The organism is Vibrio sp. MM46, from assembly GCF_027587135.1.
Lineage (GTDB): Bacteria > Pseudomonadota > Gammaproteobacteria > Enterobacterales > Vibrionaceae > Vibrio > Vibrio harveyi.
Window position 1 is genome coordinate 1 of sequence record NZ_JAPPTO010000029.1, and the last position, 20996, is coordinate 20996.

Genomic DNA, 20996 nt, shown 5'->3' on the forward strand with positions numbered 1-20996 from the left:
GCTGCGCAGATAAGGTTTTTTGTAGCATCTACATTGGATTGATAAAATGCTTCCCACTTACCCCAAGGGCTTGAGAGTGCAGCGCAATGGATGATCCCATCCATACCTTGGCATACTTCATGAACCGCTGATTTATCCTCTAAATTGATTAAATGCGGTGTGACATTGAGTTGGTCTGTGAGTTGTTTTGCGATGACAGTATTTCGCGCAGTAAAGTGCAGTTCATGTTGCTGGTGAAACATTCGTAGAATCGCACTGCCCAGCATACCACTGCCACCTGTGACTAATATTCTCATAATTTAAGTACGCCCATCCCCAACGAGAGCCCAGCAGCAGTGCCCGCCAATAACACATGTTTCCCTTGTGTGCCTGGTTGGTTGCGTAGCCAGTGCAAATTTATCGGCAGTGACGCAGCGACTTGGTTACCCAAAGTAGAAAAGTGATTAACGGTTTTCTCTTTCGGTAAACCTACAAGTGAGGGTAACTTCTTTAAACCGTGAGCACTTGCTTGGTGTGGAAGAAAGTAGTCAATATCGCGAAGAGTGACTGGAGAGGAGCCAAAGCCTTTTTCAAGAAACGCTGGCAAAGTTTTGCGCACATGTTTAAACAGTGCTTTGCCTTCCATCTCAAATTGGCAGTTTTTCAAATAGGCTTGATGCTCTGAAGTATGCGGGTTGATATGACTGCCTCCCCCCTTAATTTGACAGAATGAATACCCAGCGTGATGCGTTTCAAAGTGGCTTGTGATCAGCCCTTCATTCTCTGTTTGCTCTAGTAAAAACGCTGCTGCACCATCGGCAAATAAGGTCGCAACTTCAGGTTTGAGTGTGAAGCTGCGATTCAGTGTGATGCCCGTAGCGAGCTCACTGGTGACAATAATAATACGTTGGTAGCGTTTTGCTATGAAAAGGTTCTGAGCAAGATTGAGAGCTGAGAGAAAAGACAAACAGGTACTGTTTAAATCAAAACTTTCTAGCGATGTCGGGGCGTCTAATGCAGCTAAAACTGCTGAAGCATCATAAGGTAAAGCCTGATGATGTGTGCCACTGGCATAAATAAGGAGGTCAACAGAACTTAGCGAGTGTGTGTTGCCGAGACATTGCATTATCGCTTGCATTGCCATATATACAGCGGTTTCTTTCGTGCTGGCTACATGACGATATTCAACATCAAATTTGTTTCGACAAGTCCCTGAGGGTAATTTTAGGAAGCGATCCATCTCCCGATCTGACCATTGATTGACTGGCAGATAGCTTCCACTGGAAAGGATATTAAAGCCCATTATTTTCTACAAAGTTATTAAAAACGCCGTTCAAAATAATTTAAGTTGCATATTGGGTCTATATCGAAAAGGTTAAAAAAATAAGTGAGACAATGCGAATGGGAGCGATAACACGCTTTGTTTGCAAGACTGAGTACAAAATATTCACTAATGAGCCAGGTGTTGATCAACTGGCTCAATTTAAAAGGTGAGAGTTTTACTTCTTAAATTTGGCTAAAATACGATCCAAATGGTTAGCAAACTCTCTGCGTTCAGTTTGAGACAGAGCCGCAGGACCGCCTGTTTGAATACCGCTTGAGCGCATGGTGTCCATAAAATCACGAATGTTCAAACGCGCTTTGATGGTGTCTTTAGTATATAACTCGCCTCGTGAACTTAATGCTTGAGCTCCTTTGCTGATCACTTCGTCTGCCAATGGAATATCAGAGGTAATCACTAAGTCATTGGCTTCTACACGACGAACGATTTCATTGTCGGCAATATCAAAGCCCGCCGGTACTTGCAAAGAGTGAATATTGGCACGCTTGGGTACTGGCACTACATGGTTTGCCACAAATGTACATTCAACACCAGTACGTTCAGCCGCGCGTACGATTGTTTCGCGAATAACTTTCGGACAGGCATCCGCATCTACCCATAATTTCATGACGTTTTCTCACTCAATTTCGCTTCGAGTTCTTCAACACGAGCAGTCAATTTGGCTACTGTCTCTTCAAGTGCAGCAATGCGATTCTCTTCTTTTGGTTTTTGGACCGCGACTTCAACTTTCGGAATGCGGTTTGCGCTCTTCCAACTTTTAATAGTCGCAATCAGTGCTGGCATAGGCACAGGTGTTTTCATGCGAGCTTTTACCAGAGCCACAGTGGGTTCTTTACCCTGCTGTTGCAGTTGCTCCATCACGGCTTCCAGCTCTTTAGTGACGTCTTGAGTTAACATAATTTATCCATACTAAAATGACTTCTATCATCATACTTTGCACGGTCGATTTTAGCGAATAGCAATTTCGGCAGAGCCTTGTGCGAGATCTCTCACAGTGGTTGTGAGAGAAAACGATTTCGTCATCAGTTAAATAGAAAATATTTAAGCTAAGCTATTGAAAAGTTTGATTTTAACATGTTTTTAACTAAGTTTTTTGCCAAAAGATTTTCTAGGGTAGATTGTGATTTAAAGGGAAAAGCGTAAATTAAACCTTGTCGGCAGGAAGCAGACATGGAACAGGAAAGCACCAAGGATTTGGTTATCGTCAGGAAGACGATTTGGTTATTCAGGATGAATGATCAAGCAAGGAGCGTAGGACATTGTAAGGACACAATCATCAATAGGATGTTGATGACTAAGGATAGACAATGGACCCCTCATAGGATTGAGGTAGGGACAGCATCAGGATGATGCAAGGGACACCGCTCAAGGAACAAGTGATGTGCGCTAACGGGGAATGTTAGCTATCAGGATGATAAGGACACCGCTAGGACGGCGACGTAAGGACTAAGCTGACGGAATCAGCCACTATTATGGATGATGCATGGAGCACTAATTAGTAGCCGGACTGCTGCGAGTAAGACTATGACCCCGATACGCTTGTGTCGGGGTCTTTCTTATTTAAGCCCTTTCATATTTTGGGATGATTGAAAGTGGCAATATCACATTATTTATAAATTCCTCATAACACTGAATAAAAAACAATCCAGATCAATATCCTTTCCAATCAGTTGGTTTAACTTTCGGCTTCTCAAAAAGGCGTTATGTGCCGCATAACATGTTCAAAGCTATTGAACTTTTGTTATGTGGATAAATTAAGTTTGCTGTAATCAAGGAACAGATGTGACCATAGTAACCAGAAGAATGCTTCTTCTACCCTACAATGAGTCGTTGCAACTAGAGTTCGTGATGTTGAATTGCTGTGCTAAAAATCGCGCAGAGATGAATGGACCTCATACGGTGTCTTCTGCCAAACAACTGTTTGAGAAGATTCTGGATGATGAGAATGTCCACAGTATGGCGGTGCTTGAAAGTACCAGCCGTGATTATATGGGACACGTGTTCATTTCAAACCTAGATCATGAACCTGAGCTAGGGTTTATCTTTGATAAAGCTTATTGGGGTAAAGGGTTAGCGACAGAAGCGCTAAAGGCGTTTTTCCCGAAAGCATGCCGTGAGCTTGGGCTACACAAAGTCAAAGCAAATGTGAATAGCCATCACAAAGCATCCATGGCAGTACTGGAAAAACTAGGATTTATAAAGACGAGAGAGAGCAAGGACCTTTACGGCCCTTACTTTGAAATGGAATTTACAAGCGATGTGGCGGTAGGTGAAAGTTCAGCGGCCTAAACCCGATCATCGTCAATTCACCTTGGTAGCAATCATCACCAAGAGATGAAAACTCAAATTGATACACTGTATGCCAACGCCAGATTCCGTCTGGCGTTTTCAGTTTATGGGCACCAAAAGCGATGCTTACCAGTTGAAGATCTAACTGCTCACATTTACGCGTAATCGCCGCTTTTGCCAACTCTGATTGACGTCGTTGTTGCCAAAACAAAAAGCAGAAAAAGCACAGTCCTAAAATAGCCAATAGGTCACCGATCATCCCTAATCCTTCATTATCCCTTTGTTGCTTGCTGCAGTTTCACCAATGCAGTCGCTAGCTCTTCCGATGGGCTAGAGTGCAGCAAAGGCAGCAATACCATTCTTAGCTCTGGCAGCATAACTAAATCGGCAAATAGCTGATTAAATAAAGCCTGATTACCAGTTTGTGCGAGGCGCAATAAAAATTGTTCAGCAATGCTAGCATCAGCCAGTAGGTGCCACGTACGACCTGCAATACCGATTAGTACTTCTTGGTGGCTTAAGCGTGGGCTTTGTAAAATTGCCTTCAAGATTGGCAAGGAAATCTCGGTTGGTGCGCCTGCTAGAGAGCGGATTAAAGCTGAGAGTAAGAACAGATCGGGCTCGTTACTTTCGATCTCTTGCTGCGCTTTCTCTGCAATGCGCTTAGCCAAACGTTCTTGCAAATCAACATGCTCTAACGCACCAAGTAGGGCGTATAGCGGTTCATTGGGTAAGTAGTTAAGGGCTTTACGCAAAGTCACGGCATTTTGTTCTTTACCCAGACGAGCCGCCATATCAGTAATACCTTGCAGACCAACTGTTTGCCAGTTTTCCCAGCCTAAACCGCCCGTAAAGTAGTGCTGAGTATGCTCGTAGTATTGGCTGGTGGGTAAGTCCAAGTTTGCGCGAACTTGGCTATGGAAGACTGCCATCTTTTCTTCTGCGGGTTTGAAGGTGTATGGGTTGTTAGAGAGCTTTTGTTGCTGCTCTTCTGTCATTTCTTCACTTAGGCGAGTACCCATCGCTTCTACGACGTATTTAATGAAGTTGCCGATATCCGCTTGCTTTAGCAGACCTCGCTCATCCAGCTCGAACTTTAAGAACCAAATCCAAGGTTGCTTTTGCTCATTCCAGTATGCGATCGCCAAGTGTGCTTTTCTCTGCATTGGGAATGGGTATGGGCATTGACCTTTTTCCACGTCAGCAAATACTTGTGGCTCGATGGTCTTGATACGACGACCAAGGTCGAAGATTTGATACTCACACTGACTGTTGCTTAGCAACTGAGTGAGGGTTTGAATGTTTTCCATTAAATACGACATCCTAATGTTCTTTTCACAAGAAATGGTATCATTCTTGGCTAATTCAAGGTTCGAGACGGAATTAATGGCAACAAACATCCAATTGGTCGACTTACTTCAACAACTTGAGGCACAACTGCAGCATCATGAGTTGTGGCAACAAACTACGCCCTCTGCAGAAGCGCTACAGAGTACAGAACCTTTCGCGATTGACACGCTGCATCCACATGAGTGGTTACAATGGATCTTTATTGCCCGTATGCGTGCGTTAGTTGAAGATAATCAACCTTTACCTCGAGGCTTTTCTATCGAGCCGTATTTTGCAGAAGTATGGAAACAAGAGCCGCATTACGCCGAGCTACTGGTAACCATTCGAACCATCGACGAACTATGTAAGTAACCTCAATGTCAGAACAAGAAACATCACCATCGGTTGAGCCAGTGGTACTAGAGATCGTTTATCAGGACGAGTATTTTGTCGCGGTTAATAAACCTGCGGGTATGTTGGTACACCGAAGTTGGTTGGATAAGCACGAAACTCAGTTTGTGATGCAAACATTGCGCGATCAAATTGGTCAGCATGTTTTTCCATTGCACCGGTTGGACCGCCCAACTTCAGGTGTACTGGTTTTTGCTTTATCCAGTGAAGTCGCATCGCAAGTGATGCCTATGTTTGCTGAGCATAAGATGGAGAAAACCTATCATGCAATTGTTCGAGGCTGGATTGAAGAAGAAGGTGTTCTTGATTACGCCTTGAAAGTTGAGCTTGATAAGATCGCTGATAAGTTCGCTTCACAAGAGAAAGAAGCGCAAGACGCCGTAACGGCATACAAACCGTTAGCGAAAGTGGAAGTGCCATACTCTACGGGTAAGTTTCCAACTACACGCTACTGTTTGATGGAGATGAAGCCAAAGACAGGGCGTAAGCATCAATTGCGTCGCCACATGGCGCACCTGCGTCATCCAATTGTTGGGGATACGACGCATGGTGACGGTAAACACAACAAACTTTATCGCACGGAATTTGATTCCCATCGCTTATTGTTGCATGCATCAGTGCTGCGCTTTGTGCATCCGTTCACTGATGAAGAAATCGTGATGAAAGCCAATATCGATGAGACTTGGCAGCAGTTGTTTGCTCGATTTGCATGGGATGAATCGTTGGTAAGATAAACGGCTATCTTTATTAAGTCGAAAGATAGGAGGGGTGGTATATACCCAAGTAACCTCAAGATGCTAGGTTCAGCGAGACTGACTTGGTTTGTAGACGCGGCGGCGATTTAAAGGTTTAGTGGGTCTAAATCAAGAATCGGCAACAAAGTATACAAGCCAAGGCAGCTCGCCCTTTGGGAGCGTGTCATTGACCCGATTGCTGCGTCAAACAACTTGGAAAGAGCTGGCTATTACACTGCATTGTTTTCCTTGCTCTCGAATCAATGACAACACTCTGAATCCTGCATCTTGAAGTCACTTGGGTATATGTATCACCCCCTTTTTTATTCTTGAGGAATTGAGCGGACTACTTGAGTTTTTCCAGATCCGCTTCGATCTCGGCGATCTTGCTTGAAACCACCTTTTCTAGATGACGAAGATCAGAAAGTATCTTCTCTTTCACATCCACTTCAGCCACTTTCACAGGCTTGGTTATCTTGTTCAGCTCATCGATCACAAGCGTCAGGTTGCGGTTGATCTCCGTGACCTCTTTGTACTTGTGACTGCCACTGTCGACCAGTACATTTTTAACTTGGCGCGGGTATTTGAACTTAACACTTTTCGCGAAGAACTCGCCTTTCTGTTTGTGAAAGTAGATCTTTAGGACGTCTTTGTGTGCTTCTTGTCGCAGGGAGTAACGTTCAATCTGTTTCGGGTCATGGATGCCCAAACCAGTGAGGTGTGGATACATAGGCTACCTCTATCTAATAACTAGAATTAGTTTCCGTATAACTGTAGCAGCCCATTAATGAGCTAGATAGCTGATATTTAGCCAAATTGCTCAACTTGTGGGCAAGATCGCTATCGTTCTTGCCCACGTTAGTTATTGATGAAAGGAAGGTTTCTCTTAAGCTGAGACTGGCTCAGACAAGTTCTCAATCAACTTCTCACGCAGTTCTGCTTGCTGTTCCTCGCTTAGCCTACCACCCGCTTCACTGGTTAGAATGAACAAGTCTTCTGCTCGTTCACCAATGGTGGTGATTTTCGCAGCGTGGAGGTTAATTCCCAAGTCAGCAAATGTACGACCAACTTTTGCCAGAAGCCCCGGAGTATCTAGAGCGACAAACTCCATCAAAGTGCGTTTCTTACTCTTGGTTGGCAGGAAGTCGACTTTGGTTTTTACATTAAAATGCTGAAGTTTATTCGGTGTGCGACGTGTTTTGATCTTGGTTGGGCGACCATCTTCCAATACATGAGTAATGTGCTTAGTAACGGCTCCGTGGCGACCTTCTTCAATCGCTTTGCCATGTTGGTCAAGTACCATAAAAGTATCGAGTACATAGCCATCTTTACTGGTCATGATTTGTGCGTCGTGCACGTTGAAGTTACGACGGTCTAACTCAGCAACAACGGTAGCAAACAACGCGGGCTGGTCAGGGCTGTAAACGAATACTTCGGTACCACCTCGTGTCGCTTTTTTACTGATAAGTACCAGTGGCTTTGCTGGGTCTTCCATACGCAGCAAATTCTCGCAATGCCACGCAATTTGCTTATGGGTGTGACGCAAGAAGTAATCAGCTTTAAAGCGCTGCCACAGCACCTCAATTTCTCGTGCCGAGAAGCCCTCTTTACGTAGTAGGGCAGACGCCATTTGTTGATTATGGCGAATACGTTCACGCACATCGACGGGATTTTCTAAGCCGCGACGCAGTGCACGTTGGGTGGAATAGAACAATTCCGCGAGCAAGGTGCGTTTCCAACTATTCCAAAGCTCTGGGTTAGTTGCGCAGATATCGGCTACCGTTAGACAAACAAGATACTCAAGGTACTCTTCATCACGTACTTGCTTGGCGAATTCTGTGATCACATCTGGATCGTAAATATCACGGCGTTGTGCAGTCACCGACATTAATAGGTGATGCCTTACCAGCCAGCTTACTAATTTCGCCTCTGGTTTAGACAAACCGTGTTCAATACAGAAGTCGTACGCTTCACCTTCGCCTATCACCGAATGGTCACCACCTCTGCCTTTGCCAATATCATGGAAAATCGCGGCTAGGATAAGCAGCTCTTTCTTTTGAATGCGAGGGTAAACCTCACAGCAAATCGGATGCTTACTGTGGTTCTCTGCGTAGCTGAAGGTATTAATGTGTTTGAGCAGGCGAATACTGTGCTCATCTACGGTATACACATGGAATAGGTCGAACTGCATCTGACCGACAATTTGGCTCCATTGTGGAAGGTATGCCGCGAGGACACCAAGCTTGTGCATCAGACTGAACGCTTTATGTAGGGCGTTCGGGTGGCGACACAATGCCATAAACTTTTCACGCGCTTCTGGCATGGTGTGTAAGAATTTATTCAATCGACGACGCGCAGTACGCAACTGACGCAATGTTGGTGGGCTAACCCCTTCGATGCTTGAATCATTGGCAATATGCAGAAACATATCCAGAATCGTCTCTGGGCGAGCTTGGAACAAAGCGGGCTTACGTGCCTCAATTAGGGCGCCACGACGTTGGAAGTCTTCATCAATGATTTCTGCATCTTCTGTTGCACCACCATTGATGATGGCTTGATCGAACAGCTTGAGTAGCATCTTATTGAGCTCTGCCACACGTCGAAGGGTACGGTAGAACTCTTTCATCATCATTTCGACGCCGCGATTACCTTCACCCACATAGCCAAGGTGCTCCGCGACCTGCGCTTGGTGGGCAAAGGTCAAACGGTTGTCGTAACGTCGTAGTTCAATATGCAGCGCAAAACGCACGCGCCACAGGAAATCCTGACATTCAACCAACTCACGGTATTCGGCATCTGTTAAGAATCCGTAGCGGCTCATCTCCAACAATGAAGTCGCGCCGAAGTGACGGCGTGCCACCCAACTTAATGTATGAATGTCACGTAGACCACCTGGTGTGGATTTGATGTCTGGTTCAAGATTGTAGGTCGTGTCATGGTACCGAGCATGGCGTTCGCGCTGTTCTTGAATTTTGGCTCGATAAAAGGTCTCGCTTGGCCAGAAAGAATCAGATAGCACCACTTTCTTCAGCGCTTGGAAGGTGTCTTCACTGCCACAGAGCAAACGAGCTTCTTGTAAATTGGTGGCGACAGTTAAATCTGAACGCCCAATTTCAGCACACTCCTCGACAGTACGAACCGCATGACCTACTTCAAGGCGTAAATCCCACAGTAGCGTAATGAACTCACTGATTTTGGCTTCCAGTGCATTAGGCAGTTTGTTGTTCGACAGAATCAAAATGTCGATGTCGGAAAGGGGGTGCAATTCACCACGACCATAACCACCTACCGCGACCAGAGAAATATTATGGATGTCTTTAAAACCAAAGTGTTGCCACAAACGATTGAGGAGTAAGTCCATGTACTCGGCTCGTGACAAAACAAGGTTGGTCACAGGGTGGTGCTGTAGAAATTCTTCTTTTTGGTATGAACTGAATTTTTCAAGTTCTTGCTTAAGTTCTCCGATATTGATTTGTTCATCGGTAAACGTAAGAGGAGACTGAAGGGTCATATTTGCTATCCGTGCAAGCTAAACTATTAGCAATCTAACAAATTTGAAGCAGATAAAAAATATCCCCGCATGAGCGGGGATAGGGAAAGTGATGGGCGATTAAACGTTTTTCATCATACGTGGAATGGTATCGTCGCTACGAAGTGTAAGCACTTCACAACCTTCTTTAGTTACCACGATAGTGTGTTCCCACTGCGCTGAGTTTTTACCGTCGCCGGTGTAAACTGTCCAATCGTCTTGCGCGTCAACAGTACAGCCAAATTTACCCGCGTTGATCATTGGTTCAATCGTAAAGCACATGCCTTCTTTTAGTACACGGCGGTCTTTGTTCTTGTAGTGAACCACTTGTGGCTCTTCGTGGAACTCATCACCGATGCCGTGACCACAGAAGTCCTTAACAATAGAGAACTTGTTACGTGGGTTGTTCTTGTTGTTTTCTTTAATGTACTTCTCGATTGCAGTACCGATGTCACCAACAGTTGCACCAGGCTTAACTTGACGCATACCGATGTAAAGTGACTCTTGTGCAACCATACATAGACGCTTGTTTGCTGGTGAAACATCACCAACTAGGAACATCTTAGACGTATCACCGTGGTAGCCTTGTGGACGAACGCTTAGGTCTGCGTTTTCATCGTTTGGAACAATCACTGTGATATCAACGTTGATGATGTCACCGTCTTTTAGGACCGCAGGTTTCATTTGACCGTTAGCACCCTTTTCATCTTGGGTTGCCGGTATACCGTGACAAACGATGTGGTTGATCGACGTACAGATTGATTTAGGGAATCCATGGTAATCAAGCGGTGCAGAGTAAGCGCCTCTCTCTAGAGCGTAATCGTGACAGATTTGGTTTAGCTCTTCTGTTGTCACACCTGCTTTGATGTGCGGTTCGATCATTTCTAGAACTTCTGCGGCTAGCTTGCCCGCAATGCGCATGCGTTCGATTTCTTCAGCAGTTTTAATCTTGATTGACATTGGCTTTCTCTACTTATTCGTAAGCACGCAAACGTGCGAATGCGCGCATTCTATCAGATATCGAGTGGCTAACCCAAGCCAGTTAAGAATATGAGTCATTCTTACTTGTAGTTTAGTTATGTAATTAAAGAGAGAGTAGGGGGGACTGTGATAGGTAAATTAGAATGGTAAGAAACAATTTTTACTAGCCATGTTGGGCTAAAATATGGTATAAAGCGCGCCGGAATCGAGGACTGTTCTCTTTACTTTTCGTTAGAGAAGTGGCGAAGCAGGCTTCTTCCGATTAACTTTTTATCTTTAAATCACACACATTCCGTCACATGTTCCGGGGTGCTGAGCAGAAGCTTGGTCGGAATTATGGGGGATGTGGAGGCCTAACCCCATAGAGGATTTTAAAATGGCAACTGTATCAATGCGCGATATGCTGAAAGCTGGTGTTCACTTCGGTCACCAAACTCGTTACTGGAACCCAAAAATGAAGCCATTCATCTTTGGTGCTCGTAACCGCGTTCACATCATCAACCTAGAAAAAACTGTACCAATGTTCAATGAAGCTCTAGCTGAGCTTGCTAAAATTGGCGAGAAAAAAGGTAAAGTTCTTTTCGTAGGTACTAAGCGCGCTGCATCTGAAGCTGTTAAAGAAGCTGCAATCGCAAGCAACCAATACTACGTAAACAACCGTTGGTTGGGCGGCATGCTAACGAACTACAAAACAGTTCGTCAGTCTATCAAGCGTCTAAAAGATTTCGAAGCACAGTCTCAAGACGGTACTTTCGACAAGCTAACTAAGAAAGAAGCTCTAATGCGCACTCGTGAAATGGAGAAGCTAGAGAAATCTCTTGGTGGTATCAAAGATATGGGCGGTCTACCAGACGCTCTATTCGTAATCGACGCTGATCACGAGCACATTGCAATTAAAGAAGCTAACAACCTAGGTATTCCAGTATACGCTGTGGTAGATACTAACTCTAACCCAGACGGCGTTGACTACATCATCCCAGGTAACGACGACGCGATCCGCGCAGTTCAACTATACCTAAACGCTGCTGCATCTGCAGTAACTGAAGGTCGCAACAAAGACGTTGCAGCAGTTGCTGAAAAAGACGGTTTCGTAGAAGCTGAATAATAGCGGCTCTGTGTCACACTTAGTCTATGTGAAACCTTGTTGTAGCATAGACTGAGTTATAGTTAGCAATGGGGGCCGACAATGTAGGCCCCTGTTTTTTACCTTATTTCGAATCAAACGAGGAATAGAGAATGGCAACTGTAACTGCTGCTCTAGTTAAAGAACTTCGCGAGCGCACTGGCGCTGGCATGATGGAATGTAAGAAAGCGCTTGTAGAAGCAAACGCTGACATCGAACTAGCAATTGAAAACATGCGTAAATCAGGCGCAGCGAAAGCAGCTAAAAAAGCTGGTAACGTTGCAGCTGAAGGCGCAATCATCATCAAAGAAGAAAACGGCGTTGCTGTTCTTCTTGAAGTTAACTGCCAAACTGACTTCGTTGCTAAAGACGGTAACTTCACTGCATTCGCAGACAAAGTAGCACTTGACGCTCTAGCGACTAAAGCTACTGCTGAAGAGCTAGTTGCTAAGTTCGAAGAAGAGCGCGTAGCTCTAGTTGCTAAAATCGGCGAAAACATCAACATCCGTCGCGTTGCATACGTAGAAGGTACTGCTATCGCTTCTTACCGTCACGGTGAGAAAATCGGTGTTGTTGTTGCTGGTGAAGGCGACGCAGAAACTCTTAAGCACGTTGCAATGCACGTTGCTGCTTCTAAGCCAGAGTTCGTTAACCCAGAAGACGTTCCAGCTGACGTAGTTGCTAAAGAGAAAGAAGTTCAAGTTGAAATCGCTATGAACGAAGGCAAGCCACAAGAGATCGCTGAGAAAATGGTTATCGGCCGCATGAAGAAATTCACTGGCGAAATCTCTCTAACTGGTCAAGCTTTCATCATGGAACCTAAGAAATCTGTTGGCGAAATGCTAAAAGAGAAAGGTGCATCAGTATCGACTTTCGTTCGTCTAGAAGTAGGTGAAGGCATCGAGAAAGCGGCTGAAATGAGCTTCGCTGAAGAAGTAGCACTAGCTCAAAAAGGTTAATCCTTAGAGATTTGTGCAAAGATTAGACCGTGGCCTTGGCTGCGGTCTTTTTACGAAAAGAGCGGCAAAAAATTAGCCGTGATGAATAGTCATCAGCAAACTTGTGTCTATTCATGACTGTTAATCGACAACTCTCTTTTGGAAGGTAAACTCCATGACTACGAACCCTAAACCAGCATATCAACGTATTCTATTAAAACTGAGTGGTGAAGCTCTTCAAGGCGAAGAAGGTTTCGGTATTGACCCAGCGGTTCTTGACCGTATGGCTCAAGAGGTTAAAGAGCTGGTTGAACTGGGTGTTCAAGTTGGTGTGGTAATCGGTGGTGGTAACCTGTTCCGTGGCGCTGGTCTTGCGGAAGCTGGTATGAACCGCGTAGTAGGCGACCACATGGGTATGCTTGCAACGGTAATGAACGGTTTGGCAATGCGTGACGCACTTCACCGTGCATACGTAAACGCTCGTGTAATGTCTGCAATTCCTCTAAAAGGTGTGTGTGACGACTACAATTGGGCAGACGCTATCCGCGAACTTCGTCAAGGCCGAGTGGTAATCTTCTCTGCAGGTACTGGTAACCCATTCTTCACAACAGATTCAGCGGCGTGTCTACGTGGTATCGAAATTGAAGCTGACGTAGTTCTAAAAGCAACGAAAGTTGATGGCGTATTTACTGCAGACCCAGTAGCAAACCCAGACGCAGAGCTGTATGATAAGCTATCTTACGCAGAAGTTCTGGATAAAGAGCTGAAAGTAATGGACTTGGCAGCGTTCACTCTAGCTCGTGACCACAAAATGCCAATCCGTGTATTTAACATGAACAAGCCAGGCGCACTACGTCGCGTGGTTATGGGTGAAGCTGAAGGCACGCTGATCAACGCTGACGCATAATCCTAAACGCCATCCACGCTAGGTTGGATGGCGTTTCGCTTTGCTCAACCCTTTTAGGCTTTTTTCAGGAAAGATGACATTTTTAAGGTGAAACCGTGATTAACGAAATCAATAAAGACGCGCAAGAGCGCATGGACAAAAGCGTTGAAGCGCTAAAGAACAACCTTTCTAAAGTTCGTACTGGCCGCGCGCACCCAAGCCTACTATCTGGTATCTCTGTAGAGTACTACGGTGCTGCTACTCCTCTTAACCAAGTAGCAAACGTTGTTGCTGAAGACGCTCGTACTCTAGCAATCACAGTTTTCGACAAAGAGCTTACTCAAAAAGTTGAGAAAGCAATCATGATGTCAGATCTTGGTCTAAACCCAATGTCTGCTGGCACAATCATCCGTGTTCCACTTCCACCGCTAACAGAAGAGCGTCGTAAAGACCTAGTTAAGATCGTTCGTGGTGAAGCTGAAGGCGCACGTGTTGCAGTTCGTAACATCCGTCGTGACGCAAACAGCGACCTAAAAGGTCTTCTAAAAGATAAAGAAATCTCTGAAGACGAAGATCGCAAAGCACAAGACGAGATCCAAAAACTGACAGACGTTGCAGTTAAGAAGATCGACGAAGTTCTTGCTGCAAAAGAAAAAGAGTTGATGGAAGTTTAATACTCCCACCCACATCACTGTTGGAAAACGCTGTGCTCACAGTGCAGCGTTTTTTTGTGTTAGTCTATCCAACTGATGGAACTCAATTAACTCCCTATGCAAAATTCTCAAGCCTTCTCTGATTCCCTCCCTAAGCATATTGCCATCATCATGGACGGTAATGGTCGTTGGGCTAAGTCCAAAGGAAAACCTCGCGTATTCGGTCATAAAAAAGGCGTTAGTGCCGTTCGTAAGACCGTTGCAGCCGCTTCTAAACTCGGCATTAAAGCCATGACCTTATTCGCTTTTAGCAGCGAAAATTGGCGTCGACCTGAAGAAGAGGTGGGGCTACTGATGGAGCTGTTCATTTCTGTTTTATCGAGCGAAGTAAAAAAGCTGCATAAAAACAATTTACGCTTGCGCGTTATTGGCGATACCAGCCGTTTTAGCGAGCGCTTACAAGGTAAAATTGTCGAAGCAGAAGCACTGACGGCGAACAACACGGGGATGGTGATCAACATTGCTGCAAACTATGGCGGTAAATGGGACATCACAGAGGCGGCAAAAACGTTAGCGCTCAAAGCTCGCAACGGTGAGATCCGTGTAGAGGATATCAACGAGCAGTTAATTTCCCAGCATTTGACGATGTCAGACTTACCTGAAGTGGATCTATTGATTCGTACGAGTGGTGAGTGCCGCATCAGTAACTTTATGCTGTGGCAAATGGCGTATGCAGAAATGTACTTTACTCCCGAGTACTGGCCAGAGTTTGACGAAGACAGCTTAGTAGAGGCTGTGACTTGGTTTATTAACCGAGAGCGTCGTTTTGGTTGTACTGGTGAACAAGTAAAGGCATTAATGGCTGCTCAATAAGGACTAGTTAGTTTGAAACAGAGAATAATAACAGCACTAATTTTAGCTCCCCTGGTTATTTTAGGTATTTTTAAATTACCCCTAATTGGCTTCATTATCGCTTTGACTGCGGTAACGCTATTAGGCTTTTGGGAGTGGACCCAGTTTACAGAAAGCAATTCACGTATTGCTGCGCTTGTTCCGGCAGCCGTTGTAACCGGACTAAGTTTTCTATTCATTTCGCCAGACGCAACCAGCTTAAATCAACTAGCAATGCCACACTACGCAGTATTATCGCTTGGCTTTGCATGGTGGATTATCGCAAGTGGGATGGCTATCACTTACCCTAAAACCACCAATTTATGGCAAGGTAGCAAAGCCCTTCGTCATGTATTCGGTTTTCTAACATTGATCCCTTTTCTTTGGAGTGTGATCATTCTTAGAGCTTCTGATATTTCAGTAGATCCATACCACGGCGCAAAACTTGTGCTGTACGTTTGCTTCTTGGTATGGGCTGCAGACAGCGGCGCTTACTTTGCTGGTAAAAGCATGGGTAAACGCAAAATGGCGCCTCATGTGAGCCCAAATAAGACAATTGAAGGTTTGGTTGGCGGCATCATCGCAGCACTAGTTGTCGGATGGTTATTCGCAGGTTGGTTCGATATCCAATTCACCAGCCCACTTCATATGGTGATGATTACTCTGATAACTGTTGTGATATCTGTTCTTGGTGACTTAGTCGAAAGCATGTTCAAACGTGTTTCAGGTATCAAGGACAGCAGCAACATCATTCCGGGACACGGTGGCATTCTTGACCGTATCGACAGCCTAACTGCTGCATTCCCAGTATTTGCTCTTCTTTACTACGTATTCTAATTTATCGGGAGCGGCATCGTCGCTCCTGGATTTTTCTAACGGTCTTACATCATGCAAAAGTTAACGATTCTTGGTGCAACAGGCTCAATTGGTGCAAGCACACTAAAAGTGGTTGAACAAAACCCTGAGCTGTTTTCTATCGTCGCATTAGCGGCAAGCACGAACGTTGAAAAGATGGTCGCACTTTGTCGTAAATGGCAACCTAAGTACGCGGTAATGGCGGATAAAGCGGCGGCTGTGGCTCTACAAAGTGAGCTAGCTTCAGTTTCTCCAAGCACAGAAGTGTTAGGTGGTGTTGATGCGCTTTGCCATGTGTCTGCGTTAGAGGAAGTGGATAGCGTAATGGCAGCAATCGTCGGTGCCGCAGGCCTGTTGCCGACGATGGCAGCGGTAAAAGCAGGCAAGCGAGTGCTGTTAGCGAACAAAGAAGCGCTAGTGATGTCAGGTCAACTGTTTATTGATGCGGTTGCAGAACATGGTGCAGAGCTGCTTCCTGTCGACAGTGAACACAACGCAATCTTCCAATGTCTTCCGCAACAAGTTCAAACCAACTTGGGTCGTTGCAATCTTGAAGAGCATGGTATTTCTTCGATTCTTCTTACCGGATCAGGCGGTCCATTCCGCTATACCGATATTGCAGAGTTAGAAAACGTAACCCCAGCGCAAGCTATTGCTCATCCGAACTGGTCAATGGGACCAAAAATCTCGGTTGATTCTGCAACCATGATGAACAAAGGTCTCGAATACATTGAAGCGAAATGGTTATTTAATGCTGCTCGTGAGCAGTTGAAAGTGATCATTCACCCTCAGTCGGTTATTCATTCTATGGTGCAATATCGTGATGGCTCTGTGTTAGCGCAAATGGGGGAGCCTGACATGGCAACACCAATCGCATTGACAATGTCTTACCCATCGCGTGTGGATGCTGGGGTGAAACCACTCGATTTTACTCAAGTTGGAGAATTAACTTTCCTTCAGCCTGATTTTGCTCGTTACCCTTGTTTAAAGCTAGCGATTGATGCTTGTTACGAAGGGCAACATGCAACAACGGCATTGAATGCAGCGAACGAAGTTGCTGTTGATGCCTTCTTAAATAACCGCCTTGGTTTCACAGATATCGCTCGCATCAATGAATCAGTTTTGAACAAAATCACTGCAAGCCATACAACTGAGAATGTGAATAGCTTGGAAAGCTTGATAGAGCTAGATAGAATGTCACGAACTATCGCCTTAGACTTTTTACGCGAGCGTAGCTAATGACTGGTATCTTGTGGAATTTGGTTTCTTTTATCGTTGCATTGGGCATTTTAGTTGCCGTGCACGAGTATGGTCACTTTTGGGTCGCGCGTCGTTGTGGTGTAAAAGTTGAAAAGTTTTCCATCGGTTTTGGCAAGTCTATCTGGAGCAAGGTAGGCAAAGATGGAACAGAATACAGCATCTCTATGATCCCTCTGGGTGGCTACGTCAAAATGGTGGATAGCCGTGTTGATGAAGTCCCAGAGCATGAAAAGCACTTAGCTTTCGACCAAAAGCCTTTGTGGAAACGCACGTCCATCGTGGCGGCAGGTCCTATTTTTAACTTCCTTTTTGCCATTGTGGCTTACTGGCTGGTTTTCCTGATCGGTGTTCCAGCGGTTAAACCCGTAATTGGTGAAGTTACGCCCAATTCAATCATTGCAGAAGCAGGAATTGAATCAGGGATGGAACTAAAATCTATCTCAGGCATCAAAACTCCGGACTGGGAATCAGTCAACATGGGATTAGTTTCTCATATTGGTGATGATTCGATGACAGTGACACTCTCTTCTGCAAACGAAGTGGGTTCAGAAGTCACGAAGACACTTGATATCCGTGATTGGAAGTTTGATCCAGAAACACAATCAGCGATGCAATCGTTGGGCTTCAAGCCATATACTCCAGAGATTTTTACGGAGTTAGCGCAAGTAAGCGAAGGTGGTGCTGCAGAGAAAGCAGGTCTACTAGCTGGCGATAAGATCATTGCGATTAATGGAAATAAGATTTCTAAATGGGATGAAGTGGTAGAAGCCATTCGTTCTAACCCAGATACGCCAATGGAACTGACGGTGTTGCGTCAAGGTGAGGAGCAATCATTCACACTGACACCGGGTAGTCGTGAGCTAGCTAACAAACAAGTCGTTGGCTTTGCGGGTATCGCACCTGAAGTCGCAGAATGGCCAGAAAGTTATCGCTTCGAATTACAGTTTGGTGTATTCGAGTCTATTGGCAAAGCGATTGACAAAACTGGTCAAGTTATTGGACTTACAATCAGTATGCTTAAGAAACTGATTGTAGGTGATGTTGGTCTGAACAATTTGAGTGGACCAATCTCGATTGCCAAAGGAGCAGGGGCGACAGCAGACTACGGTCTGGTTTACTTTTTAGGTTTTCTGGCACTAATTAGTGTTAACCTAGGTATTATTAACCTCGTTCCTTTACCAATGTTGGATGGTGGTCATCTGCTATTTTTCGCAATTGAAGCGGTCATCCGACGCCCAGTTCCTGAGAAAGTACAGGAAATGGGGTATCGAATTGGTGGTGCGATTATCTTCTCGCTCATGGCGTTAGCGCTATTTAATGATTTTACTCGTCTGTGATAGTTCAGAGACAAAAGTAGTAGCAAGGAATAATTAGAACAAGTATGGCGATTAAGCGAATTCTGTTTGCAAGTTTACTGGCGACCAGTGTATCTGCAAATGGAGCAGAGAACTTTGTAGTTAAAGATATTGAAATCGATGGATTGCAGCGCGTCGCACTAGGTGCCGCGTTGCTGAAAATGCCTGTACGTGTCGGTGACACCGTTGACCAAGGCGATGTTGCAGAGATCATTCGTGCATTGTACGCATCGGGTAACTTCGAAGATGTAAAAGTACTGCGTGATGGTGATGTTCTGGTTGTTCAAGTGAAAGAACGTCCAACTATTGCGAGCATCTCATTCTCGGGTAACAAAGCAATCAAGGACGAGCAGCTACAAGAAAACCTGAATGCTTCTGGTGTTCGTGAAGGTGAAGCGCTTGACCGTACAACGCTAAGCAACATCGAAAAAGGTTTGGAAGACTTTTACTACAGTGTTGGTAAATACAACGCAACGGTAAAAGCGGTTGTTACTCCATTGCCTCGTAACCGTTCTGACTTGAAATTCGTCTTCACCGAAGGTGTTTCGGCGAAAATTCAACAAATCAACTTTATCGGCAATGAAGTCTTTTCTGACGAAGAACTTCTTTCTCGTTTCAACCTAAATGTTGATGTGCCATGGTGGAACTTCCTAGCGGACGAAAAATACCAAAAGCAAGTGCTTGCTGGTGATATCGAAGCTCTGAAGTCTTACTACCTAGACCGTGGTTACCTGAAATTTAACGTTGATTCGACACAAGTGGCGATTTCTCCTGACAAAAAAGGCGTATACATTACACTTGGTCTTGAAGAAGGCGACGTTTACACCGTTAAGGACGTAAAATTCCGTGGCAACCTGATTGGTGAAGAGGCGGAATTCGAAAAGCTTGTGCCATTTGAAGATAACGAGACATACAATGGTTCTCGTGTGACTTCGATGGAAGAAGGCATTAAGCGCGTACTTGGTGAATCTGGTTACGCTTACCCACAAGTCAATACCATCCCTGAGTTTGATGACGAGAACAAGCAAGTTTCTTTGATTGTGAACGTTGACCCAGGCAACCGTATTTATGTACGAGATATTCGCTTTACGGGTAACAACTCGACGAAAGATGAAGTATTGCGTCGTGAAATGCGTCAGATGGAAGGTAGCTGGCTAAACTCGAAATCTATCGAAACGGGTAAAACGCGTCTAAACCGTCTTGGCTATTTCGAAAATGTAGAGGTTCAAACGGTCCGTGTACCTGGCAGCGATGACCAAGTTGATCTTGTTTATACCGTAAAAGAGGCTAACTCAGGCAGAGTAAACTTCGGTGTAGGTTACGGTACTGAATCAGGCGTGAGCTTCCAAGTTGGTCTACAACAAGACAACTTTATTGGTAGTGGTAACCGCGTTGGTATTAACGCGATGATGAACGACTACCAGAAAAACGTGAGCTTGGACTACCGTGACCCATACTGGAACCTAGATGGTGTAAGTTTGGGTGGTAAGATCTTCTACGATGAGTTCGAAGCATCTGAAGCGGGTATCGTTGACTATACCAACCAAAGATATGGTGCAAGTTTGACATGGGGCTTCCCATTTGACGAACTGAACCGTTTTGAGTTCGGTGTTGGTTACACCCACAACAAGATCGGTAACTTGTCACCTTACCTACAGGTAGAACAGTTCCTACAAGCGCAAGCTGACAACATTGATTCTAGCGGCGCATTGAATACTAATGACTTTGACTTCAACATCTCGTGGACACGTAACAACCTGAACCGTGGTTACTTCCCGACAGCAGGTAACCACCAACGTGCATTCTACAAGATGACCGTACCTGGCTCTGACGTTCAATACTTCAAGATGCAGTATGATGTTCGTCAATACGTGCCATTAACCAAGAAGCATGAGTTCACGCTCTTGTTCCGTGGTCGTCTAGGTTATGGTAACGGTTATGGTCAAACGGATGGCAACGATAACTTGTTCCCATTCTACGAAAACTACTACGCAGGTGGTTTTACAACACTACGTGGTTTCGGCTCTAACTCAGTAGGTCCGAAAGCGGTTTACCGTGATTACTCAGGCTCAAACAACGGTGCTGACACCGCAACAGATGATTCTGTTGGTGGTAACGCGGTAGCGCTTGCAAGTATCGAGTTGATCGTACCAACCCCATTTGCTTCGGATGAAGTTCGTAACCAAATTCGTACCAGTATCTTCTTTGATATGGCAAGTGTTTGGGATACGGAATTCGATTACCGCAGTTCTGGTGCTGAATACGGCGATCGTTACTACTACGATTACTCAGATCCAACCAACTACCGTTCATCTTATGGTGCGGCGTTGCAATGGATGTCTCCAATGGGACCACTAGTATTCTCACTAGCGAAACCAATTAAGAAATTTGATGGCGACGATGAAGAGTTCTTCACGTTCACTATCGGTAGAACCTTCTAA

General features: G+C 45.1%; 21 protein-coding genes. 12 read left to right on the top strand and 9 right to left on the bottom strand.

Features of this window, described 5'->3' with window-relative positions:
- From OH459_RS23600 to OH459_RS23615, 4 genes are all read right to left on the bottom strand, one after another.
- On the bottom strand, nucleotides 1-296 hold a 296-nt coding region (locus OH459_RS23600), incomplete at its 3' end, for an NAD-dependent epimerase/dehydratase family protein (protein ID WP_269989030.1).
- Nucleotides 293-1282, bottom strand: a complete 990-nt coding sequence (locus OH459_RS23605; RefSeq protein WP_026138228.1) for a ketoacyl-ACP synthase III — start codon at nucleotides 1280-1282, stop codon at nucleotides 293-295. The genes OH459_RS23600 and OH459_RS23605, both read right to left, overlap by 4 nt.
- Before the next feature lie 196 nt (nucleotides 1283-1478).
- A complete protein-coding gene (locus OH459_RS23610; protein ID WP_005446198.1) occupies nucleotides 1479-1928 on the bottom strand; it encodes a YaiI/YqxD family protein in 450 nt (149 codons plus the stop codon).
- Complete coding sequence (locus OH459_RS23615) at nucleotides 1925-2218, bottom strand: hypothetical protein (RefSeq protein WP_005446195.1); 294 nt, start codon at nucleotides 2216-2218, stop codon at nucleotides 1925-1927. The genes OH459_RS23610 and OH459_RS23615 overlap by 4 nt, the downstream gene beginning before the upstream one ends.
- A 906-nt stretch (nucleotides 2219-3124) precedes the next feature.
- Here OH459_RS23615 and OH459_RS23620 point away from each other — a divergent pair.
- Complete coding sequence (locus OH459_RS23620; RefSeq protein ID WP_005446192.1) at nucleotides 3125-3610, top strand: GNAT family N-acetyltransferase; 486 nt, start codon at nucleotides 3125-3127, stop codon at nucleotides 3608-3610.
- Here OH459_RS23620 and OH459_RS23625 read toward each other — a convergent pair.
- The gene (locus tag OH459_RS23625; protein ID WP_005446190.1) at nucleotides 3570-3869 is read right to left on the bottom strand and encodes a DUF3301 domain-containing protein; all 300 of its coding nucleotides are present in this window, start codon (nucleotides 3867-3869) and stop codon (nucleotides 3570-3572) included. The two genes, OH459_RS23620 and OH459_RS23625, sit on opposite strands and share 41 nt — an antisense overlap.
- 13 nt (nucleotides 3870-3882) lie before the next feature.
- A complete protein-coding gene (locus OH459_RS23630) occupies nucleotides 3883-4920 on the bottom strand; it encodes a DUF3549 family protein (RefSeq protein WP_005446188.1) in 1038 nt (345 codons plus the stop codon).
- Nucleotides 4921-4996: 76 nt separating this feature from the next.
- Here OH459_RS23630 and OH459_RS23635 point away from each other — a divergent pair, with 76 nt between their 5' ends.
- Nucleotides 4997-5311, top strand: coding sequence for a YqcC family protein (locus tag OH459_RS23635; RefSeq protein ID WP_269989031.1), 315 nt, complete (start codon nucleotides 4997-4999; stop codon nucleotides 5309-5311).
- A gap of 5 nt (nucleotides 5312-5316) precedes the next feature.
- The gene (gene truC / locus OH459_RS23640; RefSeq protein WP_009701984.1) at nucleotides 5317-6084 is read left to right on the top strand and encodes a tRNA pseudouridine(65) synthase TruC; all 768 of its coding nucleotides are present in this window, start codon (nucleotides 5317-5319) and stop codon (nucleotides 6082-6084) included.
- 346 nt (nucleotides 6085-6430) lie between these two features.
- On the opposite strand, the gene OH459_RS23645 is transcribed toward truC, so the two are convergent.
- From OH459_RS23645 to map, 3 genes are all read right to left on the bottom strand, one after another.
- Nucleotides 6431-6814, bottom strand: a complete 384-nt coding sequence (locus tag OH459_RS23645; RefSeq protein WP_005436760.1) for a DUF3461 family protein — start codon at nucleotides 6812-6814, stop codon at nucleotides 6431-6433.
- A gap of 156 nt (nucleotides 6815-6970) precedes the next feature.
- A complete protein-coding gene (gene glnD / locus OH459_RS23650) occupies nucleotides 6971-9595 on the bottom strand; it encodes a bifunctional uridylyltransferase/uridylyl-removing protein GlnD (protein ID WP_009701987.1) in 2625 nt (874 codons plus the stop codon).
- A gap of 99 nt (nucleotides 9596-9694) precedes the next feature.
- Entirely contained in the window at nucleotides 9695-10573 is an 879-nt protein-coding gene (map, locus tag OH459_RS23655) for a type I methionyl aminopeptidase (RefSeq protein WP_005446183.1), read from the bottom strand.
- Nucleotides 10574-10970: 397 nt separating this feature from the next.
- Here map and rpsB point away from each other — a divergent pair, with 397 nt between their 5' ends.
- From rpsB to bamA, 9 genes are all read left to right on the top strand, one after another.
- The gene (gene rpsB / locus OH459_RS23660; RefSeq protein ID WP_005446181.1) at nucleotides 10971-11699 is read left to right on the top strand and encodes a 30S ribosomal protein S2; all 729 of its coding nucleotides are present in this window, start codon (nucleotides 10971-10973) and stop codon (nucleotides 11697-11699) included.
- A 131-nt stretch (nucleotides 11700-11830) separates the two neighbouring features.
- The gene (gene tsf / locus OH459_RS23665) at nucleotides 11831-12676 is read left to right on the top strand and encodes a translation elongation factor Ts (RefSeq protein WP_005446179.1); all 846 of its coding nucleotides are present in this window, start codon (nucleotides 11831-11833) and stop codon (nucleotides 12674-12676) included.
- Between the two features lie 154 nt (nucleotides 12677-12830).
- The gene (gene pyrH / locus OH459_RS23670; protein WP_005446177.1) at nucleotides 12831-13562 is read left to right on the top strand and encodes a UMP kinase; all 732 of its coding nucleotides are present in this window, start codon (nucleotides 12831-12833) and stop codon (nucleotides 13560-13562) included.
- 95 nt (nucleotides 13563-13657) lie between these two features.
- A complete protein-coding gene (gene frr / locus OH459_RS23675) occupies nucleotides 13658-14215 on the top strand; it encodes a ribosome recycling factor (protein WP_005446175.1) in 558 nt (185 codons plus the stop codon).
- Nucleotides 14216-14311: 96 nt separating this feature from the next.
- Complete coding sequence (locus OH459_RS23680) at nucleotides 14312-15067, top strand: isoprenyl transferase (RefSeq protein WP_005446173.1); 756 nt, start codon at nucleotides 14312-14314, stop codon at nucleotides 15065-15067.
- 12 nt (nucleotides 15068-15079) lie between these two features.
- The gene (locus OH459_RS23685; RefSeq protein WP_038899075.1) at nucleotides 15080-15922 is read left to right on the top strand and encodes a phosphatidate cytidylyltransferase; all 843 of its coding nucleotides are present in this window, start codon (nucleotides 15080-15082) and stop codon (nucleotides 15920-15922) included.
- Between the two features lie 51 nt (nucleotides 15923-15973).
- Nucleotides 15974-17179: a 1-deoxy-D-xylulose-5-phosphate reductoisomerase gene (gene ispC / locus OH459_RS23690; protein WP_005446171.1), complete on the top strand. Its 1206-nt coding sequence runs from the start codon at nucleotides 15974-15976 to the stop codon at nucleotides 17177-17179.
- Nucleotides 17179-18537, top strand: a complete 1359-nt coding sequence (gene rseP / locus OH459_RS23695; RefSeq protein ID WP_009698640.1) for a sigma E protease regulator RseP — start codon at nucleotides 17179-17181, stop codon at nucleotides 18535-18537. Before ispC ends, rseP begins: the two co-directional genes overlap by 1 nt.
- A gap of 44 nt (nucleotides 18538-18581) precedes the next feature.
- Nucleotides 18582-20996, top strand: coding sequence for an outer membrane protein assembly factor BamA (bamA, locus tag OH459_RS23700; RefSeq protein WP_269989032.1), 2415 nt, complete (start codon nucleotides 18582-18584; stop codon nucleotides 20994-20996).

Coding starts and splice junctions, on each gene's coding strand:
- OH459_RS23605 (WP_026138228.1), bottom strand. CDS start 1,282: ATGGGCTTTAATATCCTTTCCAGTGGAAGCTATCTGCCAGTCAATCAA.
- OH459_RS23610 (WP_005446198.1), bottom strand. CDS start 1,928: ATGAAATTATGGGTAGATGCGGATGCCTGTCCGAAAGTTATTCGCGAA.
- OH459_RS23615 (WP_005446195.1), bottom strand. CDS start 2,218: ATGTTAACTCAAGACGTCACTAAAGAGCTGGAAGCCGTGATGGAGCAA.
- OH459_RS23620 (WP_005446192.1), top strand. CDS start 3,125: ATGCTTCTTCTACCCTACAATGAGTCGTTGCAACTAGAGTTCGTGATG.
- OH459_RS23625 (WP_005446190.1), bottom strand. CDS start 3,869: ATGATCGGTGACCTATTGGCTATTTTAGGACTGTGCTTTTTCTGCTTT.
- OH459_RS23630 (WP_005446188.1), bottom strand. CDS start 4,920: ATGGAAAACATTCAAACCCTCACTCAGTTGCTAAGCAACAGTCAGTGT.
- OH459_RS23635 (WP_269989031.1), top strand. CDS start 4,997: ATGGCAACAAACATCCAATTGGTCGACTTACTTCAACAACTTGAGGCA.
- truC (WP_009701984.1), top strand. CDS start 5,317: ATGTCAGAACAAGAAACATCACCATCGGTTGAGCCAGTGGTACTAGAG.
- OH459_RS23645 (WP_005436760.1), bottom strand. CDS start 6,814: ATGTATCCACACCTCACTGGTTTGGGCATCCATGACCCGAAACAGATT.
- glnD (WP_009701987.1), bottom strand. CDS start 9,595: ATGACCCTTCAGTCTCCTCTTACGTTTACCGATGAACAAATCAATATC.
- map (WP_005446183.1), bottom strand. CDS start 10,573: ATGTCAATCAAGATTAAAACTGCTGAAGAAATCGAACGCATGCGCATT.
- rpsB (WP_005446181.1), top strand. CDS start 10,971: ATGGCAACTGTATCAATGCGCGATATGCTGAAAGCTGGTGTTCACTTC.
- tsf (WP_005446179.1), top strand. CDS start 11,831: ATGGCAACTGTAACTGCTGCTCTAGTTAAAGAACTTCGCGAGCGCACT.
- pyrH (WP_005446177.1), top strand. CDS start 12,831: ATGACTACGAACCCTAAACCAGCATATCAACGTATTCTATTAAAACTG.
- OH459_RS23680 (WP_005446173.1), top strand. CDS start 14,312: ATGCAAAATTCTCAAGCCTTCTCTGATTCCCTCCCTAAGCATATTGCC.
- ispC (WP_005446171.1), top strand. CDS start 15,974: ATGCAAAAGTTAACGATTCTTGGTGCAACAGGCTCAATTGGTGCAAGC.
- rseP (WP_009698640.1), top strand. CDS start 17,179: ATGACTGGTATCTTGTGGAATTTGGTTTCTTTTATCGTTGCATTGGGC.
- bamA (WP_269989032.1), top strand. CDS start 18,582: ATGGCGATTAAGCGAATTCTGTTTGCAAGTTTACTGGCGACCAGTGTA.